Raw genomic sequence first — 20488 nt, 5'->3', positions numbered from 1 at the left:
GTCGGCAAAGGCTTCCCCGGCCCGGCACCCGCATGAAGATGGGCTTTCATCACTCCGCAATTCGCGATAGTACGCGTTCACTCGAAGTCAAAAGCTACGTTGCGTTCAAATTATTGTCAATCAGCGCTGCGCCGAGAATTCGCTATTCATGCAGCTAGACAGTGACAATAATTGCAATGGACCTGAAGCTGAATGCAACTCTCCAGCTTGCCTCTATTGCAATGGGGTGCGATCGAAGGCAATACTGGATCGCCAGAGCACAGGACGGGAGCACCAGGAGGCGAGCGCCGATGCCGGGAGGCAGGTTGACCCAACAGGACCGCCGGGACATCGCCGCAGGCCTGGCGAACGGGCTCGGCTACGCCGAGATCGCCCGGCGCCTGTCCAGGCCGACCTCCACCGTCAGCCGGGAGGTCAGCCGCAACGGCGGCCCCGGAGCGTACCGGGCCGAGCGTGCGCACCAGGCGACCGAACGACGCGCCCGCCGCCGCCAGCAGACCCCGCGATCAGCACCCCCGACCGCCAACACGGCGTACGGCCGCGACCCCGAAGAGATGCGCGAATTCGCGGAGCGCCTCGTCGAGACCCTGGTGCAGACGGGTGTGCAGCGGATGGCATCGAGGGTCCTGGCCTGCCTCTACATCACCGACACCGGCGCGCTCACGGCCAAGGATCTCGCCCAGCGCCTCCAGGTCAGCCCGGCCTCGATCTCCACCGCCGTCGCCTACCTGGAGGAACAGGAGCTGATCAGGCGCGACCGCGACCCGCGGAGCCGTCGCGAGTTGTACAGCGTCGACAACGCTCTTTGGTACCGGTCGTTTCTGGCGAGTGCTCAGCGGAACTTCTTGCTGGCCGAGACCGCCCGCGACGGGGCACGCATCCTGGGCGCCACGACACCCGCCGGCGCGCGCTGTGAATTCGTGGGCGAATTTCTTCGACGCACCGGCGAGGACATACTCCAGACAGCCGAACGCTGGCAGCACCTTTTGATCCCACAAGCACGCGACAACCCTGAGTAATTCAACGCGATCCGCGGCCACTCCGCCACGGTCGCCTATGCAGCGGCTGAACGCGGTCACGCCATGCGCCATCCGCACGAACTCGACGCCGGCGCCTGAGATGCTGGACTCAGCCTGGATGAGGCTGCCCGATTCGGGTTGCCGGTGCCGTCGCCTGACCTGCGGCAAGCAACCGCTCACCCGCTCCCGTAGGACCGATGCGAGGGGCAGCTCTGACCCGTGATGGCGGTGAGGCGAGGGCCGCGAACCCTATCGCGGCGCGAACCGCTCTCCTGGCGTGCAATCCTGAGCGCCTGTTCTTGGCGCAGAGGGCGACCGGCGCAAGGACGCTTCAGCCGGTACAGCGGCAGGCGGCGGGCAAATTAACACCACGTTCTTTCCAGGACGGTCACGTCTTTCAGCAGCTTGCCGCGGAAGAAGTCAGAAGGGGAAATCTGGTCTCCCTTCGCAATTTTTTCCATGGGAATGGCCAGTTCGCCCGTAGTGACGAAGTCCATGAAGGACTGGGCGATGGCCGTTACCGGAATTTTCACGCAGACTTTCGGCAGGGTGTCGGCGGTGGCGGCCGGGCCTGAGAACAGGGCGACGCCGATGGTGGTCGCGGTCAGAGCGTGCTTGTACATGTTGCTTCCTTCGTAGCTGACGAGAAGATCAAAGTCGCGTTGTCGCCGCTGAGGCGCCGACGCTCGTCACGCCCGCGCCCGCGCGTCAACGAGAGGGCACCCCAGCGCGAGCCCGCACGCCCCGGGCGGACCGCGGGCAAGTGCGAGAACCCACCCAGCCAGAGGGCGAGGCCGCGCGAGCGCCTTTCACGCACCCCCAGCCAGGGGGCGGGACCGCGCGAACGCTTTCCACACACCCCCAGCCAGGGGGCGGGACCGCGCGCGAGCGCCTTCCACACACTCCCAGCCAGGGGCGGGCAACGGGAGCGTGCTTCACGTACGTGCCACGGCCAAGAGGCGGGCTCGGGTGAGTACGTCGGCGATCGTGCGTACGCCGACGAGGGTTTCGCGGGGCATCGGGCCCCACGTGTCCTCCATGGCGACGTGGAGTTCGGCGAGGTCCAGGCTGTCGGCCTCCAGGTCCTCGCGGAGCCGCGCGTCCAGCGTGACCCGGCTCGGGTGGACCTTCAGGATGCTGACGCAGCGGTCGCGCACCACGGTCAAGATCTCCTCGTCGCTCACACCGAGCCCTTTCCTCGTAGCGGTCGTGTCACTTAGCGTGGCCGGTCGCCCGATAAATGGGCACTCGTGACGCGGAACCCGCCGTTAAGGAGTTGATCAAGTTTCGAGGGTCGTGACGGGCGCCCGTGGGACTGCGTACCTATCCTGAGCAGCACCTGATCTTGAGGGGGGATGGGCGTGGCCGCGCAGTCCGAGCTGTACCCGAGGCGGTACGCCCACGTGGCCGGGGTGGCGGTGCACCTGCCTGAGGAGAGCCTGACCACGCCGGAGCTGGAAAAGCTACTGGCCGCCCGCAATCCGGGCACGCACATCCCTCGCGGCGTCATCGAGCAAGCCAGTGGCGTGGAGCGGCGGCACGTGGCCGCTCCCGGTCAGACGGCCGCCGGGATGGCCGCGGCCGCCGCCCGTACCCTGCTCGAGCAGACCGGGCATGTCCCGCCCGTCATAGACCTGATCATCTATGCGGGGGTGACCGTCGATGCCGTCGAGCCCGCCACCGCGCACATGGTGGCCGCCGAGCTGGGGGCGACCTGCCCGGTATTCGATGTACGCAATGCATGCAACAGCGTTCTGAACGCGGTCGAGCTGGCCGACACGCTCATCACGGCCGGCCGCTACCGCACGGTCCTCATCGTGTGCGGGGAGGTCGCCACTCCGGCCATCCGCTGGCAGGTCGAGTCGGACGCGGACTTCGTCGCCGCCGGGCCCTCCTACACCGTCTCCGACTCGGGGACGGCCATGCTGCTGGAGGCCAGCGCGGTGCCCGGGGTGCTGGGGCACCGGTTCTGCGCCAGCTCGGCGCACTGGGATGCCGCCGTCCTGCCGGTCACGCGTTCCATCTCGGCCGGTTACCAGGTGGGCGCGTTCACCGTGGATCCCGTGGGGCTGGCCGTCGGGGTGCACAAGCTCGACCGGTCCGTGCTGCGGGCGCCACTGGCCGAACGGGGGCTCGACTGGGACGACATGGCGGCGATCTGCGTGCATCAGGCGTCCCTGTCGTCCTTGCACACCTTCTGCGAGGCGGCCGGGATCCCACTGGGGAAGGTGGTGGTGACCATCGCCGAGCACGGCAATCTCGTCGCCTCCACGATCCCCGTGCAGTTGCACCAGGCGGTCGAGTCGGGCCGGGTGCAGCGGGGCGATCTGGTCGCGCTGGTGGGGGTGGCCAGCGGGGTCAGCGCAGGGACCGTGCTGCTGCGCTGGTGACGGCCTCCAAGACTCCCGGCATCGAGGGGCTGGAGGTTCTCGGGGAACGGTGGCCGGCGTCGAAGGGCTGGGGGTTCCCCGGGAACGGGTGTCGAGGGGCTGGGGGCTCCCGGGGACGGCGACCCCCGCAGAAGGGCTGGAGGCTTCCGGGGACGCTGACGGGCGCTGAGGGCGAGAGGTTCCTGGTGAGGGTGAGCAACGTTGAAGACTGGAGGGTGGCGGGGCTGGGTGGGATGAACGGCCGCGACACTACGGAGTTGTCACGCTACTTTTCGTGACAATGCGTGCGATGATCGTTTCCATGTGGGACATGCGATCCAGCGGAGGTCCGGTGCACGCCCGGGTGGCCGTCACCGGCATGGGCGTGCGTACCCCCGCGGGCGCCCATCCCAAAGAGCTGTGGGACACCCTGCTGGCCGGCCGGTCGACGGCGCGTACGATCACCTCGTTCGACGCCGAGGGCCTGCCGGTGGACTTCGCCTGCCAGGTCCCCGACCTCGACCTCGACGGCTATGTGAAGCCCAGGGACGCCCGCCGGATGGACCGGGTCACGCGGCTGGCGTTCTGTGCCGCGACCGATGCCCTCGCCGATGCGGGCCAGACGGCGGCGGCGCCCGAGCGGCGGGCCGTCGTGACCGGGACCGGGTACGGCGGTGTGGCCACCCAGGAGGTCGCCTTCGGCACCCTGGACGAGCGCGGACGCGCCTGGCCGGGCCCCCTGCACATCCCCATGAGCATGCACAACGCCGCCGCCGCCGAGATCAGCATCCGGCACGCGTTCCTCGGCCCGAGCATGTCGGTGGCGACCGCGTGCGCCTCCGGCAGCCACGCCATAGGTGAGGGCATGCGGCTGGTCCGCGACGGGACGGCCGACGTGGTGCTGGCGGGCGGCATGGAGGCGGGGGTGCAGGCCAGCGCGCTGGTGGGGTTCGGGCGGGTGGGGGCGCTGTCGCGCCGCGCGTCGGAGCCCGAACGTGCCAGCCGGCCCTTCGACGCCGACCGCGACGGGTTCGTGCTGGGTGAGGGAGCGGCGTTCCTCGTGCTGGAACGGCTGGAGGCCGCGCTGCGCCGGGGCGCCCACGTGTACGCCGAGCTGAGTGGGTACGGCCGGACGTCCGACGGCCATCACCTCACGGCCCCCGACCCGGAGGGCGGCGGCGCGTACCGCTGCATGCGTCACGCGCTGGCCGACGCCGGGGTCGCGGCGGCCGACGTCGTCCACGTCAACGCGCACGCCACCTCCACCCGCCTCAACGACGAGATCGAGGCGCGGGCCATCGCACGGCTGTTCGGCGAGTACGCGGTGCCCGTCACGGGGAGCAAGAGCGTGATCGGCCACGCCCTGGGGGCCTCGGGCGCCATCGAGGCCGTGATCAGCGTGCTGACCCTGAGCGAGCGCACCGTCCACCCCACCGCGAACCTCGACCGCCGGGACCCGGCCTGCCCCGTCGACGTCGTGACCGCGCCGCGCCCCGTCGTTCCCGGCCCGGTGCTGTCCAACTCGTTCGCCTTCGGGGGGCACAACGCGACCCTCGTCTTCACCCCGTTCCGGGAGGACCGATGAAACTGGCGGGCACGACCGCCCTGGTCACGGGCGCCAGCGGCGGCATCGGCCAGGCCACGGCCCGCGCGCTCGCGCGGCACGGCGTGCACCTGGTCCTGACCGGCCGCGACGCCGGCGTGCTGGAGACGCTGGCCACGGAGGTGGGCGGGCGGGCCGTCCCCGCCGACCTGACGGGCCGCAAAGCCATCGCGAAGATGATGAAGCAGGCCGGACCGGTCGACATCCTGGTGGCCAACGCCGGGGTCATCGCTCCCGCGCGGATGACCGATCACGATCTCGACGAGATCGACCACTACCTGGAGCTCAACCTGCGCGTGCCGCTCGTGATGGCCCGCCTGGCCGCCGAGCGGATGGTGGCCAACGGGCGCGGCCACCTGGTGTTCATGAGCTCGATCGGCGGGAAGATGGCGCATCCGCATCTGGCCGTCTATAACGCGACCAAGCATGGCCTGCGGGGGTTCGGGCATGCGGCCAGGATGGACCTGGCGCCCTACGGCGTCGGCGTCTCCGTCATCTGCCCGGGGCTGGTGCGCGACGCCGGGATGCTCACCCGTACCTCGCTGACCGTGCCCCCATGGATGACGCGCAGCCCGCTGCACGTGGCGCGGGCGGTGTGCCGGGCCATCCTGACCGACGCCGCCGAGATCGACGTCGCGCCGCTGCCCGTCCGCGTCGCTGCCGGGCTGGCGAGCGTGTGGCCCGGGGCCGGGGCGCGGGTGCAGCGCCTCATGGGGGTCGAGGGGTACGCCCGCGCCGCCGCCGGTCGCGGCTTCCTGTGACCGGTTGACATCAAGCAAGGTTGAGGTTGCAGGCTCGGAAGACGAGTTGACCGCTGTCTCCGGGAGTGCGCCATGCATGCCGTCGTCCTGCACACCTTCGGCCCCGCCGAGAACCTCCGCTACGAGAGCGTGCCCGACCCCGAGCCGGGGCCCGGCCAGGTTCGCATCGCCGTCAAGGCGGCCGGGGTGCACCTGATCGAGACGACCATGCGGTCAGGGGCGACCGGTGGCATGACGCCGCCGCTGCCGGAGCTCCCGGCGATCTTCGGCGGCGAGGTGGCCGGACGCGTGGACCAGGTGGGTCCCGGGGTGGATACGTCCTGGATCGGACGTGATGTGGTGACCGCGTACAGCCGCCCCGGCGGCTACGCGGAGCTGGCGGTCGCGGACGTGACGTCCGTGCACCCGATCGCCTCCGGCTACGAGACGGCCGTGGCCATGGTCGTCACCGGGGTGACGGCGCTGCAGTTCCTGGACGTGGCCAAGCTGACCCCTGACGACGTCGTGCTGGTGACCTCGGCGGCCGGCGGCATCGGGCGCCTGATCGTCCAGTACGCCGGCGGCCTCGGCGCCAGGGTCGTCGGCGCGGCGGGCGGGGCCGCGAAGGCGGCGGCCGTACGCGACCTCGGGGCGGACCTCGCCGTCGACTACGACCAGCCGGGCTGGGAGGAGACCGTCGCCAAGGGGCTGGGCGGCCGCGCGGTCACCGCCCTGCTCGACGGGGTCGGCGGCGACAAGGCGCGGGCCGCGTTCGGGCTGCTGGCCGACGGCGGCCGCTACGTCACCATCGGCAACGCCTCCCGGCAGGAGTTCCAGCCGGACCCCCGGACGGTGGAGGAGCGCGGCCTCACCGTGACCAACGCCCTGATGCTGCTGCTCGGCGAGCCGAACACGCGGCCGGACTACGAGGTCAGGGCACTGGCGGCGCTCGCCGACGGCACGCTGACGCCTGCCGTGCAGACGTTCCCGCTCGCGGAGGCGGCGGCCGCCCACGCCGCGCTCGAAAGCAGGCGTACGACGGGCAAGGTCGTCCTCATCCCCTAGCCGCGATGGCGTACTGCGGGTTCTCGGGGCGGTAGGACGAGCCGACGACGGTGAACCCGGCCTCGGCCAGCCGCGCCTCCAGGTCGGCGGGGGTGAACGGCAGGAAGTCGATGGTGTGCCGGTGGTGGCTGAGCGTGCCGTCGGGGTGCTCCTGGACGAACAGGATCTCGGCCAGGCACGGCTCGTCGAAGCTCTCGGGGAACGTCCAGACGTAGACGCAGGTGGACCGTACGCCGTCCCGCTCGCGCACCCGGTCGCCGACCACGATCCGCCGGCGCTCGCGATAGAGCAGCTCCCAGTTGCGGGAGTCGACGATCAGCGTGCCGGTCGGGGACAGCACCTGCCGCATCCCCGACAGCGCCGCCACCATGGCCTCGCGCGACCCCGTGTGGACGAGGGAGTTGCCCAGGCACAGCACCAGCTCGTACGGCCCGGTCACGGCGGCGGGCAGGTCCTCCCACCGGGAGGTGAGCAGCTCCACGCCGGCGGGCACGCGGCGGCGCGCCTCCGCGACCATCTGCGGGCTGCCGTCGGTGGCGGTCACCCGGAACCCGGCGTGCGCCAGCGCCATGGCGTCCGCCCCGATGCCGCAGGCGCAGTCGAGCACGGGGGCGCCTGGCGGCAGGGTGTCGACCACGGCTTGGATGAACTCCCGCCTGGAGACGGACGTGCCGCCGATCACGCCCGGGGGATTCACGACCTCGTCGGCGAGGATCCAGTGGTAGTCGACGGCCAGGTCACGGTAGTAGTCCGACACGAAGCGAGCCTCGCACGATCACCGCAGCCGGTCCACCCAATAAAGTCCACCCAATAAGGTGCCAGGCGATGGACACCTTACGAGCTCCCCGCCTGATGTCCGGCGATCGCGTCCGGGTCGTCTCCCCCGCCTCCCCGCCCAACCCCGACCTGGTCGCCGCCGGCGTCGAGCTCCTCACCTCATGGGGGCTCCGGGTCGAGCTGGCCGAGCACGTCTTCGACCAGTGGGGCTACATGGCGGGCCGCGACGAGGAGCGCGCCGCCGACCTGAACGACGCCTTCCGGGATCCGGGCGTGCGAGCCGTGTTCGCGACGAGGGGCGGCAAGGGCGCGTACCGGATCGTGGACGACCTGGACTTCGACGCGCTCGCGCGGGACCCCAAGCCCGTGATCGGCTTCAGCGACATCACCCACCTCCACCTGGCCGTCTGGCGGCACTGCCGCCTGGCCGGCCTGCACGGCCCCTTCGTCAACTGGAACGCGTCCGTCACGGGACCGGCGTCGGCCGAGGCGCTGCGCCGCGCGCTGATGACCACCGACCCCGTCACCGTCCACCGCGACCCGTCCGAGGTCACCGCGCAGGTCGGCACGGCGGGCAGCGCCACGGGCACGCTGATCGGCGGCAACCTGAGCGCGGTCCGCACGCAGGTCGGCGCCGGGCTGCCCAGCCTGGAGGGAGCGATCCTCTTCCTGGAGGACAACCGCGGCACGGGTCTGGGCGAGGTCGACCGCTCCCTGACGCAACTGTCCCGCTCGGGAGCGCTCGACGGCGTACGGGGCATCGCGCTCGGACAGTTCCGGGGGTTCGAGCAGGACGACGGGGACCCGACGCTGGGCGGCTGGGGCGTCGTGGACGTGCTGCGCGACCACCTCGACCGGCTCGGCGTCCCGATCCTCGGCGGCCTGCCGGCCGGGCACGGCGACAACCCGCCGACCATCCCCATCGGCACGGAGGCCGCGATCGACACGGCCGCGGGCACCCTGACCGTGCAGGCCGCCGTCAGGTGATCCGCGTTAAGCGATGAAGAATCTCTTCGCAAAGATCTCGCTTACGAAGGAAAATGTTGAGACGCTGATCTGCACCAGGTGCCCCCAGCCCCAAGGAGTGGTTCATGCGCCGCCTATTGGCGATCTCCGCGGTCGCCGCGCTGCCCTTAACTTCTGGCATCGTCCCAGCTCACGCCCAGGATCCCGTTGATCGGCAGCAGGCCTTCGCGGCCGCCGCGCAGGAGTTCAAGGTCCCCGAGAGCGTCCTGCTCGGCGTGTCCTACCTGGAGTCGCGGTGGGAGGCCCATGCCGGGCAGCCGTCCAACGACGCCGGGTTCGGGCCCATGCATCTCACCGACGCCGCCGCGTACACCGCCTCCAACCATCACAGCGACGGCGAGGAGGATGCCCGGGGCGACGAGAACCGGCCCCTGCCCGCCCCCGAACCCCAGCAGTCCTCCGTCGCGATCCCCGCCTCCCTCCGCACCATGGAGAAGGCCGCGCAACTCACCGGCGAGACCCACGAGCGGCTGCGTACGGACGACGCCGCCAACATCCGGGGCGGCGCCGCGCTGCTCGCCGACTACCAGAAGGCGCTCGGCGCGCCGCTGAGCGACAACCCCGGCGAGTGGTACGGCGCCGTCGCCAAGTACTCCGGAGCCCAGGAGGACGGGGCGGCGAAGTTCTTCGCCGACGAGGTGTTCGCGACGATCAAGGACGGCGAAGCGCGCACCACGGACGACGGCCAGCGGGTCGCGCTCCCGGCCGTGCCGGACCTGGAGAAGATCGAGAAGTGGCTGGAGAAGCTCGGTCTGCGCCCGTCCAGGAAGGACGGCGTGGAGTGCCCGATCACCGTCTCCTGCGAGTGGATCCCGGCCGCCTACCAGGAGCTGCCCCCGAACAACTACGGGCACTACGACCTGGCGAACCGGCCGTTCAGCCAGAAGATCGAATACATCATCATTCATGACATGGAGGGCTACTTCGACTCCTCCATCGACCTGAACGAGAACCCCAAGTACGGCGCGAGCTGGCAGTACTCGGTGCGCTCCAGCGACGGCCACATCGCCCAGCACATCAAGGGCAAGGACGTCGCCTGGCAGGCCGGCAACTGGTACGTCAACGCCAAGTCCATCGGCATCGAGCACGAGGGCTTCCTGGCCGAGGGCAGCACCTGGTACACCGAGGCGATGTACCGCTCGAGCGCCCGGCTGGTCCGCTACCTGGCGTTCAGGTACGGCATCCCGCTCGACCGCGCCCACATCCTGGGCCACGACAACGTCCCCGGCACGCTGCCCACGACCGTGAAGCAGATGCACGAGGACCCGGGCCCGTTCTGGGACTGGGCGCACTACTTCCAGCTGATGGGCGCCCCGTTGCACCGGTTCGGCGGGCCCAACTCCGGCTCGGTCATGATCAAGCCGGACTTCGCGACGAACAAGCCGTACTTCTACGGGTGTGACCGCAAGAACCCGGAGAACGCCTGCCCGCCGCTCCCCGCCAGCACGGTCTGGCTGCGCACCGAGCCGAGGGCGGACGCGCCGCTGGTCAAGGACATCGGCAAGCACCCCACGGGCGAGTCCCTCTACAGCGTGTACGACCACAGCGCCCGCGCCACCACCGGCCAGCGCTTCGCCGTGGCCGAGCGCCAGGGCGACTGGACGGCCATCTGGTACCTGGGTCAGAAGGCGTGGTTCCTCAACCCGGCGAGCGCGCCGACCGCCGTCCCGTCGGCCGGCCTCGTGGTCACCCCGAAGCCGGGCAAGGCCACCGTCCCGGTGTTCGGCAGGGCGTACCCGGAGCAGGAGGCGTACCCGGCGGACATCCCGTACCAGGCGGTGACCCCGCTGCAGTACACGTTCTCGGCAGGCGAGAAGTACACCCTGGCCGGGGCGGCGCCCGCGGAGTACTACCGGGCGGTCACCTTCACCATGGACCAGGACCACAAGGTGGTCCGGGGCAAGACGAAGTACCTGCAGATCCAGTTCGGCCACCGCGTCATGTTCGTCAAGGCTGACGACGTGCAGGTGACGTTCTCCGGGTGAACTCCTTGACGGCGCGCCTGGTGCTCGCGAGCGCCTCCTGAGAGGAGTCGTACGTGCGCTGGGCGACGCCGACGAACACGCAGTCGACGACGAGGAGCTGGCTGATCCGGCTGGCCAGGGCGCCGGGACGGAACTCCGTCTCGCGCCCGGCGGAGATCAGCACGTGTTCGGCCAGCTCCGCGATGGACGAGCGCGGGTTGTTCGTGATGGCGACCGTGGTGGCCCCGGCCTCCTTGGCCCGGGTCAGCGGCTCGATCACGTCGGGCGTCTCCCCCGACGTGCTGATGCCGATCGCGACGTCGCCCTCCCTGAGCAGCACCGCGCTGGTCAGCGCCAGGTGCGCGTCCTGGAAGGCGTGGCTGGACAGCCCGATGCGCAGCAGCTTCTGCGCGACGTCCTCGGCCACCAGCCCGGAGGCGCCCACGCCGTACGCGTCGATCCGCCGGGCACCCACGATGGCGTCCACGACCAGGCCCAGCCGCTCGGAGGTCAGCTGGGCCACGGTGTCGTTGATCGCCTCCGACTCGGCCCGCGCGACCTTCTGGATGACCTCCGACAACGGGTCGTCCGGTGCCAGGTCGCCGGGCACGAGCCGGTCGGGCTGCGCGGCGGCAGCGGCTAAGGCCAGCCGGAGCTGCGGATATCCCGCGAACCCGAGCAGCCTCGCCGTGCGCACGATCGTGGCCTCGCTGGTGCCCGAGGCGGCGGAGAGCTCCGTGATGGTGCTCCTGGCCACCGTCGCGGGGTCCTCCAGGATGAGCCGGGCGACGGTCTGCGCGGCCGGCGTCAGGGACGGCAGCACACCGCGGACCGTGGCCACCAGAGTGTCGGCCCGCATGCCGTTCCCGCTGTCGTCCACGTCCTGATTATGCCGTCCGTTTAACGCGATATGCCGTTCGCGGGTGCCCCTGATTAACGCAATGTGCCATTTGTCATGCCCACCGGCTCCTCCGGCACGGCGATCAGGCCGAGCTCGGCGGGGGTGGCCACGAGCGGGTGGAAGGGAACGACGCGCACGGTGTAGCCGAACGCTCCCGTCCGGTCGAGCGGCACCGTGCCCGTGTAGTGGGCCCGGCCGTCGTCGCCCGCCGACGCGACGGTCAGCTTCGCGTACGTCGGGCGCATCAGCTCGTCGTGCGGCCCGACCTTGCCGTAGGCGGCCTCGACCAGCACGTCGTCAGGCTCCAGGTCGCCGAGCGCGATCGTGGCGTGCAGCTCGATGGAGGCGCCCACCTCCGGCGTGTCCCCCACGCCCGAGGCCTCGACGTGCTCGACGCGCACCCCGGGCCAGGCCCTGGTGACCCGGACCCGCCAGGCCGCGAACGCCTTCGCGGGCGCGTACGAGTCGGCCGACAGCGCGTTGGCCGCGGCGGCGGCCGGGTTGTACAGGTCGACCACGTAGTCCCGCAGCATGCGCCCGGCCAGCACCTTGTGGCCCAGCGAGGTGAGCGTGTGCTTGACCATCTCCAGCCAGCGCCGCGGCAGCCCGTCCACGGGACGGTCGTAGAACCGGTCGGACACCTCGTGCTCGATCAGGTCGTAGAGGGCGGCGGCCTCCAGCTCGTCGCGCCGGTCGGTGTCCATCACGCCGTCGGCGGTCGGGATCGCCCAGCCGTTGGTGCCGTCGTACCACTCGTCCCACCAGCCGTCGCGGATCGACAGGTTGAGGCCGCCGTTCAGCGCGGACTTCATCCCTGAGGTGCCGGACGCCTCCAGCGGGCGCAGCGGGTTGTTCAGCCAGACGTCGCAGCCCTGGACCATGAGCTGGCCGAGCGCCATGTCGTAGTCGGGCAGGAAGACGATGCGGTGGCGCACATTGGCCTGATCGGCGAACTTGACGATCTGCTGGATCAGCTTCTTCCCGCCCTCGTCCGCGGGGTGCGCCTTGCCGGCGATCACGATCTGGACCGGCTTGTCCGGGTCGAGCAGCAGCTCGGTGAGCCGCCGGGGATCGCGCAGCATCAGCGTCAGCCGCTTGTACGACGGCACCCGCCGGGCGAAGCCGATGGTCAGCACGTCGGGGTCGAGCGCGTCGTCGATCCACCCGAGCTCGGCGTCCGAGGCGCCGCGCTCGCGCCACGACCTGCGCAGGCGCACCCGGGCACCCTCGACGAGCCGCTGCCGCAGCGTGCCCCTGATCTCCCAGAGGTCGGCGTCGGAGATCTTCTGGATGCCCTCCCAGCCGCGGGCCCGCTCCAGCAGCGAGGGCAGCTCGCGCTCGGCCAGCTCCATGAACTCCCTGCCGACCCAGGTGGGCGCGTGCACGCCGTTGGTGATCGACCCGATCGGCACCTCGGCCACGTCGAATCCGGGCCAGAGATCCTTGAACATCTCCCGGCTGACCTGGCCGTGCAGCACGGAGACGCCGTTGACCCGCTGGGCCAACCGCATGCCCATGACGGCCATGTTGAACCGGGTGGGATCGGCCTCGGCGCCCAGCGCCAGGATCCGCTCGACGGGCACGGTCGGCCAGGCGTTCGCGCCGCCGAAGTGGCGCTCGATCATGTCCACGGGGAACCTGTCGATGCCCGCGGGGACGGGCGTGTGCGTGGTGAACACCGTGCCCGCCCGCACCGCCTCCAGCGCCTCGTCGAACGAGAGCCGCGCCTCGGTGAGCTCGCGGATGCGCTCCAGGCCGAGGAAGCCGGCGTGCCCCTCGTTCGTGTGGAACACCTCGGGATCGGCGTGCCCGGTGATCTTGCAGTACGCCCTGATGGCGCGTACGCCGCCCACGCCCAGCAGCAGCTCCTGCATGAGCCGGTGGTCGGTGCCCCCGCCGTAGAGGCGGTCGGTGATGTCGCGGGCGGCCGTGTCGTTCTCGGCCACGTCGGAGTCGAGCAGCAGCAGCGGCACCCGTCCGACCTGCGCCACCCACACCTGCGCGTGCAGCTCGCGCTCGCCCGGCAGGGCGAGGCGGATCTTGACCGTCTCGCCGGCGGCGTCCTTCAGCAGGCTGAGCGGCAGGCCGCCCGCGTCGAGCGACGGATAGTGCTCCAGCTGCCAGCCCTCCGGCGACAGCGACTGCGTGAAGTAGCCGTGGCGGTAGAGCAGGCCGACCGCGAGGATCGGCACGCCCAGGTCGCTGGCGGCTTTGAGGTGGTCTCCGGCCAGGATGCCGAGGCCGCCCGAATACTGCGGGAGGGCGGCGGCGATGCCGTATTCAGGGGAGAAGTACGCGATGGCCCGCGCCCCGTCGGGAAGCGTCTGGTACCAGCGCGGGGAGGTCATGTATTCGCGTAGGTCGTCGGCCGCGTCGGCGAGGCGGCGCAGGAAGCGGCGATCTGCGGCCAGCTCGCTGAGCCGGGCGGGGGTGACGGCGCCGAGCAGGGCCACGGGGTCGTGCCCGACCTGCTCCCAGAGCGCGGCGTCCACCTCCGCGAAGAGGTCCAGCGTCTCCGGGTGCCAGGACCAGCGGAGATTATGGACGAGCTCGCCGAGGGCGGCCAGCTCCGCGGGCAGGACGGTGCGGACGGTAAACCGGCGGATTGCTCTCACGTTTCTGCACCCTACGGGCTAGGAGGGACCTCTCAGTCCTTCACCCCCATGAAGGCCGTTCAAACCACTTCCGGGAACAAGCATGAAGACGGACGATTGGGGCAACTTTCCTGAATGTTGGCACTCCCGCGGACACACTCGGGAGGTCTATCCGCTGCTGTCCACAATTTACATGCAAGGATCGTTCCGACCACGGTGGTTCGCTTCCAGCGGTCCACCGCCGGGACGCGGAGTCTGCACCCACGGAAAGCCTCCGGCGGCACCGAGCGCGCCGTCGCCAACCCTTGAATGCGATGATCGGACGAATTCCCATCACGGACATCTCCCCCGTCGTCGACTGCGGGCAGTGGCCCGCCAAGGCGGTCGCCGGCGAGACCTTCGAGGTCTCGGCGACCGTGTTCAGAGAGGGCCACGACGCCGTGGCCGCGGGCGTGGTGCTCACCTCGCCCGATGGGCAGCGTGCCCGTCTGAGACGGATGCGCGAGCTCGCCCCCGGCACCGACCGCTGGGGCGTTGAGGTCTCCCTTCCCGCCGAGGGTGACTGGCTGTTCCGGGTAGAAGCCTGGAGCGACCCGATCAGCACATGGCTGCACGACGCCGAGATCAAGATCCCGCGCGGCATGGACGTCGATCTGATGTGCGAGGAGGGCGCCCGGCTGTTCGAGCGGGCGGCGAAGGCCGTGCGCACGGCCGACTGCCCCAACGGCAAGCCCAAGAACGGCTCGAACGGCTCCAACGGCGGCTCGAACGGCCGCTCCAAGGGGAACGGCAACGGCGACAGCGCCTGCGGGCACCGTGCCGCCCTGCTGTCGGTCTCCGCCACGCTGCGCGACGAGGACCTGGACCCCAGGGCCCGGCTGTCGATCGCGCAACTGCCGGAGACGGCCGCGCTGCTGGAGTCGCACCCGTTCCGGGAGCTGGTGACCAGGTCCAAGTCGAACAAGATCAGGGTGGACCGGCGCCGGGCGCTGTACAGCTCCTGGTACGAGTTCTTCCCCAGGTCGGAAGGCGCGGTCGTCAACGAGCTCGGCATCTCCAAGTCCGGAAATTTCCAGACTGCTGCCAAGCGCCTCCCCGCCATCGCCAAGATGGGCTTCGACGTCGTCTACCTGCCGCCGATCCACCCCATCGGCGCGACGTTCCGCAAGGGCCGCAACAACACGCTCAGCCCCGAGCCCGACGAGCCCGGCTCCCCCTGGGCCATCGGCTCCGAGGACGGCGGCCACGACGCCATCCATCCCGACCTGGGCACGTTCGAGGACTTCGACGTGTTCGTCGGCCGCGCCAAAGAGCTGGGCATGGAGATCGCGCTCGACCTCGCGCTCCAGTGCTCGCCCGACCACCCGTGGGTGAAGGAGCACCCCGAGTGGTTCACGATCAGGGCCGACGGCTCCATCGCCTACGCCGAGAACCCGCCGAAGAAGTATCAGGACATCTACCCGATCAACTTCGACAAGGACCCCGAGGGCATCTACGCCGAGGTCAAGCGGGTGCTGATGCGCTGGATGGCCCACGGCGTGCGGATCTTCCGGGTGGACAACCCGCACACGAAGCCGGTCGGGTTCTGGGAGCGGCTGCTGGCCGACGTGCACACCACCGACCCCGACGTGATCTTCCTGTCGGAGGCGTTCACCAGGCCCCCGATGCTGCGCATGCTGGGCAAGGTCGGCTTCCACCAGTCCTACACGTACTTCACCTGGCGCAACACCAAGCCCGAGGTGGAGTCGTACCTCATGGAGCTCTCCCACGAGACTCCCACCTACGTGCGCCCCAACCTCTTCGTGAACACGCCGGACATCCTGCACGAATACCTGCAGCACGGCGGCATCCCCGCCTTCAAGATCAGGGCGGTGCTGGCCGCGCTCGGCTCGCCAAGTTGGGGGGTTTACTCCGGATATGAGCTTATAGAGAATATTCCGGTACGACCCGGCAGCGAGGAATACCTCGATAGCGAGAAATATCAGTACAAACCTCGCGATTGGGTTACCGCCGAACGCGAGGGGTGGAGCCTGGCGCCCTTCATCACCCACCTGAATTTGTTCCGAAGAGCGCATCCCGCACTGCAGGAATTGCGTAATCTACGGATCCACAGGGTCGACCAGCCGGACATCGTCTGCTTCTCGAAGCGGCTTCCCGGCGCCTATGATCCGGCCACGCGTAGGCACGGGCCGGGCGACGTGGTGCTGGCGGTCGTCAACCTGGATCCGCACCATACCCACGAGGCGACCGTAGAACTTGACCTTCCTGCCATCGGACTCGACTGGAACGCCGAGTTCGTCGTGGACGACGAACTCTCGGGCGAGTCGTACCGCTGGCGGCAGAGCAACTACGTGCGCCTCGATCCCCACATCCAGCCTGCCCATATTCTCACCGTCCGAGCCGCTCCACGGTAAGAACTGAATTCAGCGGGGAGTCTTCAACGTGTGTGAAAGCGCCTCCGTCATGAGCCACTCCCGGAGTGGCTCATGAGCTCAACCACACCCATTCCCAACACCTTTGACGAGGAAAAGCCGCGCGATCCGTACTGGTACAAACGCGCGGTTTTCTATGAGGTCCTGATCCGGGGTTTCGCCGACTCCAACGGCGACGGCACGGGCGACATCAGAGGTCTCATCGACAAGCTCGACTACCTCCAGTGGCTCGGGGTCGACTGCCTCTGGCTGCTGCCGCTCTTCGAGTCGCCCCTGCGCGACGGCGGCTACGACATCGCGGACTTCATGAAGATCCTGCCCGAGTTCGGGGATCTGGGAGACTTCGTGAAGCTCGTGGACGAGGCACACAAACGCGGCATGCGCGTCATCGCCGACCTCGTCATGAACCACACCAGCGACGCCCACCCGTGGTTCCAGGCCTCGCGCCACGACCCCGAGGGGCCGTTCGGCGACTTCTACGTCTGGTCCGACAGCGATGAGAAGTACCAGGACGCCCGGATCATCTTCATCGACACCGAGACGTCCAACTGGACCTACGACCCGGTGCGCGGCCAGTACTACTGGCACCGCTTCTTCCACCACCAGCCGGACCTCAACTACGAGAACCCGGACGTGCAGGAGGCCATGCTGGAGGTCCTGCGCTTCTGGCTGGACCTGGGCATCGACGGGTTCCGGCTGGACGCGGTGCCGTACCTCTTCGAGGAGGAGGGCACCAACTGCGAGAACCTGCCGAGGACCCACGAGTACCTCAAGCGGATCAGGGCCGAGATCGACCGGATCTACCCCGACCGGGTGCTGCTCGCCGAGGCCAACCAGTGGCCGTCGGACGTGGTGGAGTACTTCGGCGACCCGGTGGGCGGCGGGGACGAGTGCCACATGGCCTTCCACTTCCCGCTGATGCCGCGCATCTTCATGGCCGTACGCCGGGAGTCTCGCTACCCCATTTCCGAAATCTTGGCGCAAACGCCGAAAATTCCGGAGCACTGCCAGTGGGGGATCTTCCTCCGTAACCACGACGAGCTGACGCTCGAGATGGTCACGGACGAGGAGCGCGACTACATGTACGCCGAGTACGCCAAGGACCCCCGCATGCGGGCGAACGTCGGCATCCGCCGCCGCCTGGCGCCCCTGCTGGAGAACGACCGCAACCAGATCGAGCTGTTCACCGCGCTGCTCCTGTCGCTGCCCGGCTCCCCCGTGCTCTACTACGGCGACGAGATCGGCATGGGCGACAACATCTGGCTCGGCGACCGCGACGGCGTGCGCACGCCCATGCAGTGGGACCCCGACCGCAACGCCGGCTTCTCCGACTGCGACCCCGGCCGGCTCTACCTGCCGGTCATCATGGACCCGATCTACGGCTACCAGGGGCTCAACGTCGAGGCCCAGCAGCGCAACGCCGGCTCGCTGCTGCACTGGACCAAGCGCATGATCGAGATCCGCAAACGGCACCCGGTGTTCGGGCTGGGCGGTTACGCGGAGCTCAACTCCTCCAACCCCAGCGTGCTCGCGTTCGTCAGGGAGCTGGGAGACGACCGGATGCTCTGCGTGAACAACCTGTCACGCTTCCCCCAGCCGGTCGAGCTTGACCTGCGGCGATTCGTCGGCGTCTCCCCCGTGGAGACTATGGGTGGGGTCCCATTCCCGGCAATTGGCGAACTTCCGTATCTTTTGACGCTTCCTGGGCATGGGTTCTACTGGTTCACACTCCCGCCGGCTATCACCCAGGAGGAGTAGGACGTGCTGAGCGAGCCCCTTGCCGCATGGATCGGTCGTCAGCGTTGGTTCGGCGGCAAGGGGCGGGTGATCGACGAGTTGTCGATCGAATCGGACGTCGAACTGACGTCCGGGCTCAGACATCTGATCGTCGCCGTGTGGCAGGAAGGCTCGCGCGACCGCTACCAGATCCTGCTCGGCGAGCGGGCAGAGCTCCCCGACCGCCTGTCCCACGCCCTCATCGGCACCATCGGCGACACCTACCTCTACGACGCCGTCCACGACTCCGAGCGCATGAGCTGGCTCCTCGAAGGCATGGCCCACGACGTGAGCGGCAACGGCCTGCGCCTGCGCCACGTGCCGGAGGCCGCCATCGACACCTCCCAGCGCAGCCTGGTGCTGGGGGCCGAGCAGTCCAACACCTCGCTCGTGTACGGGGACGCGTACATCTGCAAGCTTTTCCGCCGCCTCATCCCCGGCGTCAACCCCGAACTGGAGATCGTCACGGCGCTGGCGGCCAGGGGCGCGCCGCACGTCGCGCAGCCGTACGGGTGGATCGAGACGGACCTCGACGGCACCGACACCACGCTCGGCTTCATGCAGGAGTTCCTGTCCAACGCCAACGACGGCTGGGACCTCGCCCTGGCCAGCGTCCGCGACCTGTACGCGTCGCTGCCCGAGCTGCCGGCGTCCGACGCGGGCGGCGACTTCGCGGCCGAGTCGCTGCGGCTCGGCAGCGCCAGCGCGCGGGTGCACCACGAGCTGGCCGCGGCCTTCCCCACGGACGTCATCGAGTCGCACGAGGTCAAGCGCATGGCCGAGGCGTTCCGGCGGAAACTGGGCCGGGCCGCCGCGGAGGTGCCCGAGCTGCGCCAGCATGTGACCGCCATCGAGGACGCCTACCACCAGGTGGAGCTGCTCACCCACGAGGTGCCCGTGCAGCGGGTTCACGGCGACTTCCATCTGGGCCAGGTCATGCGCACGCCCACGGACTGGGTGGTGCTGGACTTCGAGGGCGAGCCCGGGCAGCCGCTGGCCGAGCGCAGGGCGCTGTACTCGCCGCTGCGGGACGTGGCGGGGATGCTGCGCTCGTTCGACTACGCGGCCAGGCACCTGCTGGCCGGTCACTCCCAGGCCGAGCGGCTGGAGCCGCGGGCCCAGGAGTGGGCGGACCGCAACCGGGCGGCGTTCCTGGAGGGCTACGCCGAGGGCGGCGGCGTGATCTCGCGCAGCGACGCGGCGCTGCTGCGGGCGTTCGAGCTGTCCAAGGCGGTGTACGAGGTCGTCTACGAGGCCCGTAACCGCCCGTCGTGGATCTCCATCCCCCTGGCCGCCTTCCGCCCCCGCTAGAGCCTTTCCCCGCCAGAGTCCCTCCGCGTTAGAGCTCCTCCACGCTAGAGCTCCTCCACCAGCCCCGACAGGCCCTCGTGGCTGAGACCGCGGGCCACGCGCCGGTCGATGACGGTCTTCATGGGCAGGAGCAGGTCCGGCTTGACGCCCTGCTCCTCGAAGGCGCGGACGAGGTTCTCCATGCCCGCCCTGTTGATCTCCAGGTTGGACACCTCCGTCCGGTAGTCGCCCGCCTCGATCTCCGCCGCCCAGCGGGGCAGCATCGAGCCCATCGCGTTGAGCCACGGGACCAGCAGTTCCGCCGTGAATTCCGTCAACGGGTATTTCGCCGACCTCACCAGGGCGAGGGCCTCCAGGGAGCCGGCCATCTGGCCGTACATGCCGGTCAGCATGGCCAGGTCGAGCAGCGGGGCCATACCGGGGTCGTCGCCGGTGTAGCGGGCCCCGGCCATGGCTCCGAACGCCTGCTCATAGCGCTCGAACGCCGGCTGCGAGCCGCTGTAGAGGATGAGCGCGCCCGGCTTGGCGATCATCTGGGGCACCGCCATGATGCCCCCGTCCAGGTAGTCGCCGCCGCGCTCGCCCACCCAGGCCGCCATCTCGCGGGCCTCGGCGGGGCGGCCGGTGGTGAGGTTGGCGACGACGTGGCCCTCCAGCGGGACGTCCCTGAGCGTCTCCAGGACGGAGGGGTAGTCAAGCAGGCAGACGATCACCAGCGGGCTCGCCTCGACGGCCTGCGCCGGGGTGACCGCCCGGGTCGCGCCCTTGGCGACGAGGGGATCGGCCTTGGCCGGCGTACGGTTCCACACGGTGACGCGGTGGCCCGCCTCGATGAGGCTCGCCGCGAGCGCGGTGCCCATGAGACCGAGGCCGAGCACGGAGATATTTTCCGACATTTCAGTGTTCTCTCT

General features: G+C 69.7%; 16 protein-coding genes. 10 read left to right on the top strand and 6 right to left on the bottom strand.

Going from position 1 to position 20488, the window contains the following annotated elements:
• Positions 1-305: 305 nt before the first annotated feature.
• On the top strand, positions 306-1019 hold the full coding sequence (locus AB0L65_RS55145; protein WP_364264397.1) for a helix-turn-helix domain-containing protein: 714 nt from the start codon (positions 306-308) through the stop codon (positions 1017-1019).
• Between the two features lie 362 nt (positions 1020-1381).
• On the opposite strand, the gene AB0L65_RS55140 is transcribed toward AB0L65_RS55145, so the two are convergent.
• Together AB0L65_RS55140 and AB0L65_RS55135 are read right to left on the bottom strand one after the other, a co-directional pair.
• Positions 1382-1642 (bottom strand): hypothetical protein, encoded by a 261-nt coding sequence (locus AB0L65_RS55140; RefSeq protein WP_364264395.1) that lies wholly within the window; start codon positions 1640-1642, stop codon positions 1382-1384.
• Positions 1643-1954: 312 nt separating this feature from the next.
• Positions 1955-2203 carry a phosphopantetheine-binding protein gene (locus AB0L65_RS55135; RefSeq protein WP_364264393.1) on the bottom strand — a complete coding sequence of 83 codons (249 nt, stop codon included), beginning with the start codon at positions 2201-2203 and terminating at the stop codon, positions 1955-1957.
• Positions 2204-2380: 177 nt separating this feature from the next.
• Here AB0L65_RS55135 and AB0L65_RS55130 point away from each other — a divergent pair, with 177 nt between their 5' ends.
• The 4 genes from AB0L65_RS55130 (at position 2381) to AB0L65_RS55115 (ending at position 6796) form a co-directional block, all read left to right on the top strand.
• Positions 2381-3409 (top strand): 3-oxoacyl-[acyl-carrier-protein] synthase III C-terminal domain-containing protein, encoded by a 1029-nt coding sequence (locus AB0L65_RS55130; protein ID WP_364264391.1) that lies wholly within the window; start codon positions 2381-2383, stop codon positions 3407-3409.
• A 289-nt stretch (positions 3410-3698) separates the two neighbouring features.
• Positions 3699-4973 carry a beta-ketoacyl-[acyl-carrier-protein] synthase family protein gene (locus tag AB0L65_RS55125; RefSeq protein WP_364264389.1) on the top strand — a complete coding sequence of 425 codons (1275 nt, stop codon included), beginning with the start codon at positions 3699-3701 and terminating at the stop codon, positions 4971-4973.
• Entirely contained in the window at positions 4970-5752 is a 783-nt protein-coding gene (locus AB0L65_RS55120; RefSeq protein WP_355205390.1) for an SDR family NAD(P)-dependent oxidoreductase, read from the top strand. The genes AB0L65_RS55125 and AB0L65_RS55120 overlap by 4 nt, the downstream gene beginning before the upstream one ends.
• A 72-nt stretch (positions 5753-5824) precedes the next feature.
• Positions 5825-6796, top strand: a complete 972-nt coding sequence (locus tag AB0L65_RS55115; RefSeq protein WP_364264387.1) for a zinc-binding dehydrogenase — start codon at positions 5825-5827, stop codon at positions 6794-6796.
• Here AB0L65_RS55115 and AB0L65_RS55110 read toward each other — a convergent pair.
• On the bottom strand, positions 6786-7553 hold the full coding sequence (locus AB0L65_RS55110) for a methyltransferase domain-containing protein (protein WP_364264386.1): 768 nt from the start codon (positions 7551-7553) through the stop codon (positions 6786-6788). The genes AB0L65_RS55115 and AB0L65_RS55110 overlap by 11 nt on opposite strands.
• 68 nt (positions 7554-7621) lie before the next feature.
• Between AB0L65_RS55110 and AB0L65_RS55105 the strand changes: the two genes are divergently transcribed.
• Complete coding sequence (locus AB0L65_RS55105) at positions 7622-8560, top strand: LD-carboxypeptidase (RefSeq protein WP_364264384.1); 939 nt, start codon at positions 7622-7624, stop codon at positions 8558-8560.
• A gap of 104 nt (positions 8561-8664) precedes the next feature.
• A complete protein-coding gene (locus AB0L65_RS55100; RefSeq protein WP_364264382.1) occupies positions 8665-10584 on the top strand; it encodes an N-acetylmuramoyl-L-alanine amidase in 1920 nt (639 codons plus the stop codon).
• Here AB0L65_RS55100 and AB0L65_RS55095 read toward each other — a convergent pair.
• Positions 10547-11443, bottom strand: coding sequence for a MurR/RpiR family transcriptional regulator (locus AB0L65_RS55095; RefSeq protein WP_350729495.1), 897 nt, complete (start codon positions 11441-11443; stop codon positions 10547-10549). The genes AB0L65_RS55100 and AB0L65_RS55095 overlap by 38 nt on opposite strands.
• 53 nt (positions 11444-11496) lie before the next feature.
• Positions 11497-14079, bottom strand: a complete 2583-nt coding sequence (gene glgP, locus AB0L65_RS55090; RefSeq protein WP_364264380.1) for an alpha-glucan family phosphorylase — start codon at positions 14077-14079, stop codon at positions 11497-11499.
• A gap of 293 nt (positions 14080-14372) precedes the next feature.
• Between glgP and AB0L65_RS55085 the strand changes: the two genes are divergently transcribed.
• From AB0L65_RS55085 to AB0L65_RS55075, 3 genes are all read left to right on the top strand, one after another.
• Positions 14373-16472, top strand: coding sequence for an alpha-1,4-glucan--maltose-1-phosphate maltosyltransferase (locus AB0L65_RS55085; protein WP_364264379.1), 2100 nt, complete (start codon positions 14373-14375; stop codon positions 16470-16472).
• 72 nt (positions 16473-16544) lie between these two features.
• Positions 16545-18248: a maltose alpha-D-glucosyltransferase gene (gene treS / locus AB0L65_RS55080; protein ID WP_364264377.1), complete on the top strand. Its 1704-nt coding sequence runs from the start codon at positions 16545-16547 to the stop codon at positions 18246-18248.
• A 3-nt stretch (positions 18249-18251) separates the two neighbouring features.
• A complete protein-coding gene (locus tag AB0L65_RS55075) occupies positions 18252-19577 on the top strand; it encodes an aminoglycoside phosphotransferase (RefSeq protein ID WP_364264375.1) in 1326 nt (441 codons plus the stop codon).
• A 44-nt stretch (positions 19578-19621) separates the two neighbouring features.
• Here AB0L65_RS55075 and AB0L65_RS55070 read toward each other — a convergent pair whose 3' ends face one another.
• Positions 19622-20455 carry an NAD(P)-binding domain-containing protein gene (locus AB0L65_RS55070; protein ID WP_364264374.1) on the bottom strand — a complete coding sequence of 278 codons (834 nt, stop codon included), beginning with the start codon at positions 20453-20455 and terminating at the stop codon, positions 19622-19624.
• Positions 20456-20488 lie beyond the last annotated feature (33 nt).

Origin of the sequence: Nonomuraea sp. NPDC052116 (assembly GCF_040680035.1) — a bacterium.
In the GTDB taxonomy this organism is placed as follows: Bacteria; Actinomycetota; Actinomycetes; order Streptosporangiales; family Streptosporangiaceae; genus Nonomuraea; species Nonomuraea angiospora_A.
Note: the sequence above shows the minus strand (reverse complement) of the source record. Positions and strands in the feature narration are given on the sequence as shown.